Annotated in this window: 2 protein-coding genes and 1 pseudogene; 1 reads left to right on the top strand and 2 read right to left on the bottom strand. The window is 42.1% G+C overall.

All coding sequences use genetic code 11. The features are described 5' to 3' along the window. Positions 1 to 1,199 (top strand): annotated as a pseudogene (locus tag C7A19_RS13015) (IS256 family transposase); the annotation flags it as partial. A 63-nt stretch (positions 1,200 to 1,262) separates the two neighbouring features. Here C7A19_RS13015 and C7A19_RS13020 read toward each other — a convergent pair. Continuing rightward, positions 1,263 to 2,144 carry a hypothetical protein gene (locus tag C7A19_RS13020; RefSeq protein ID WP_116645074.1) on the bottom strand — a complete coding sequence of 294 codons (882 nt, stop codon included), beginning with the start codon at positions 2,142 to 2,144 and terminating at the stop codon, positions 1,263 to 1,265. Positions 2,145 to 2,212: 68 nt separating this feature from the next. Beyond that, positions 2,213 to 2,419, bottom strand: coding sequence for a hypothetical protein (locus C7A19_RS13025; RefSeq protein ID WP_116645075.1), 207 nt, complete (start codon positions 2,417 to 2,419; stop codon positions 2,213 to 2,215). Between the last annotated feature and the right edge of the window lie 287 nt (positions 2,420 to 2,706).

Raw genomic sequence — 2,706 nt, forward strand, 5'->3', positions numbered from 1 at the left:
AAACCAACATTCGATATGGATGCCGCCTTGCAAGCTTTGCGTGAAGGTAAAGACCTCACCGGCAAAGACGGTATCCTAACACCCCTCATCAAGCAGCTCACTGAAGCAGCCATGCAAGCTGAGTTTGATGAACACCTCGCGGATAAAAAGCAGCCCAACCGTAAGAAAGGCTCTACATCAAAGTCAGTTAAAAGCCCCGTTAGCAGCTTTGAACTCAGTACACCACGCGACCGAGCAGGCTCGTTCGAACCGCAATTAGTGAAAAAGCATCAAACGCATTTAACTGATGAGCTGGAGCGTAAAATCCTTGCGCTGTTTTCGCTGGGTACCAGTTACCAAGATATCCGCATGCATACCGAAGAGTTGTACGGTATTCATGTATCGAACAGTACCATCAATGCCGTGACTGATAAGCTATTGCCTGAGCTTCAGGCTTGGCGTGAGCGGCAATAAGAAGCGGTCTACCCGATTGTCTGGCTTGATGCCATTAACTATAAAATCAAAGAGAACGGGCGCTTTATCACTAAAGCGGTGTACACCATTCTCGGCCTCAACGTTGAGGGGAAAAAAGAGCTGCTGGGCCTTTACCTGTCAGAGTCTGAAGGTGCCCACCACCGGCTTAGCGTGCTGAAAGACCTGCACAACCGTGGTGTACAAGATATCCTTATTGCGTGCGTTGATGGCCTTAAGGGCTTCCCTGCAGCGATTGAAAGTATCTATCCGAAGACGGAGATACAGCACTGCATTATTCATCATATTCGCCACTCAATGAAATACGTGGCCAGCAAGCATCAAAAGGCCTTCATGGCGACGTGAAGTGCGTGTATAAGGCAGTTACATTATCCGCCGCACAGAGCGCGATGGATGACTTAGAAGCCAAGTGGGGTGACAAATATCTCATCGTTATTAAGTCCTAGCGCAATAAATGGTTCACACTCTCAACTTACTTCAAATATCCGGAATACGTGCGTACCGCCATTTATACGACGAACGCCGTTGAGGCCGTGCACCGCCAGTTCCGCAAATTGACTAAAACCAAAGGCGGTTTTGCGAACGAGAACAGCTTGCTCAAGCTGCTCTGCGCGGGTATGTTAAAGGCGTCTGAGCGTTGATCTCACCCGGTGTAGAACTGGAGCCTGACGCTATCGCAGCTGACCATTCACTTCGAAGGCCGACTGGGCGATCACATAGACCTGTGAAACATTGGCTGACACAGAATATTGAACACCCTCGATCCCCTTACTAACTCTTCTTCTCATTGCTTACTTCATTTTAAATATATTTTCACTAGAACCACTAAATCTAAACGAGCCTAATTCCTTCCATTTATGATTCACTTCTAGCTCCCTAAACATATTTTCATGTGCGAAATCGTGCAAATGTGCATGGACAATCTCTCTCAAAGGTAAAGCAATAATAAAGTCTGCCCATATGTTTCTCTGATCCAGGTAGTCATTCACATACTCATTTATATCTTCCTCATAATACCCGGCTCTAGAGAGAACATTCTTCTTTCTCTCTATTTCCTTGGTTTCAAGAAGGTCAACCACAGATTTATACGGCGTTACTTTTTTAAGCTTTAATTCATTTTGACAACGATAACCACTAAATAGAGGGAGAATATAAATATCGGTAAACTGCTTGACCTGAATTTCATAAATATAACCTATATAGACTTTTCTGTCTGATAAGGTAAATAAAACAGGAATGCCTGTTAATGAAGATTGATAAAAAAGCCTCGTAAACTCAGGACTTTCTGCATCTCGTAAGAACTCCCGCCTCAACATTTCTTTCTTATCTAAAGGTAGATAAAAAAACCATGGTATCGCTTGACTAAGTAGTAATGTAAGTGCGCTAATTTCTATTAAAGATATAAACTCAGGAGTAAATTCCTGAGAAAATGTTGTCTCTAGTAAACTTTTCCCCAAAGAATTATCAGGATTATAGTTGTATCCTAATTTTATCAACCAAAAGTAAAGAAGTGTAGCTATAACAAAAAGTATAATTCCTGCTGATGAAGAGCTGAAAAAAGTATGGTATCCATTGCTACGCTTTAACACGTAATGAGTCTTATGAATGTTTCTGAGTAAGTTATAACCGGCTATACCCAGAATAAATACAATCAATACTGTGGGTTTTATCATTTATTTTACTTACCAATAAAGAAAAAAGGAGCCTCAATGGCTCCCCTTATGATAACAGGCTCTTATATTTAAGCTGTAGCTTTTTCTCTCTCAAAGCTTTCCTGTGCAGCCTGAATTTGCTTCTTAACCGCACGGCTTTTGCGTAAAGACTTCATATCAACACGATAGACATCAGTGTTGACCATCTTAGGCTCGATCTCGAACCTCTGCATTTTAAGCTGAGGTTTCTTTCTGTTTGTTAAGAAACTAAACATATCTGATATCCAATTTTTCATAACTTCCCCTATAGCTCAAGGCTGTAGATAGGGGCGACTATAAAATGAGTCGCGATACTATCAAAAGTCTACTTCGTGAACAATTGACACCCTCATAATTGTACAAAATAAGCCATATGTCGAGTGATTATGAGGAAATTCCAAATAATGAGATCCAGCGCAATTTTAATGGAACCATGGTAAGAACGGTACTCCTATCGTACCCCTGAACAACATTCAGGCCATTAATAGAGGGAAGTCGGTCCAATCGAGCATGGGCGCAACAGAGAAACGCTGCATCACCGTTT

Source organism: Salinivibrio sp. HTSP, from assembly GCF_003390965.1.
Taxonomy (GTDB): domain Bacteria; phylum Pseudomonadota; class Gammaproteobacteria; order Enterobacterales; family Vibrionaceae; genus Salinivibrio; species Salinivibrio kushneri.

Bases quoted from the DNA above. Each gene is read 5' to 3' on its own strand.
- C7A19_RS13020 (WP_116645074.1), bottom strand. From the start codon at position 2,144: ATGATAAAACCCACAGTATTGATTGTATTTATTCTGGGTATAGCCGGT.
- C7A19_RS13025 (WP_116645075.1), bottom strand. From the start codon at position 2,419: ATGAAAAATTGGATATCAGATATGTTTAGTTTCTTAACAAACAGAAAG.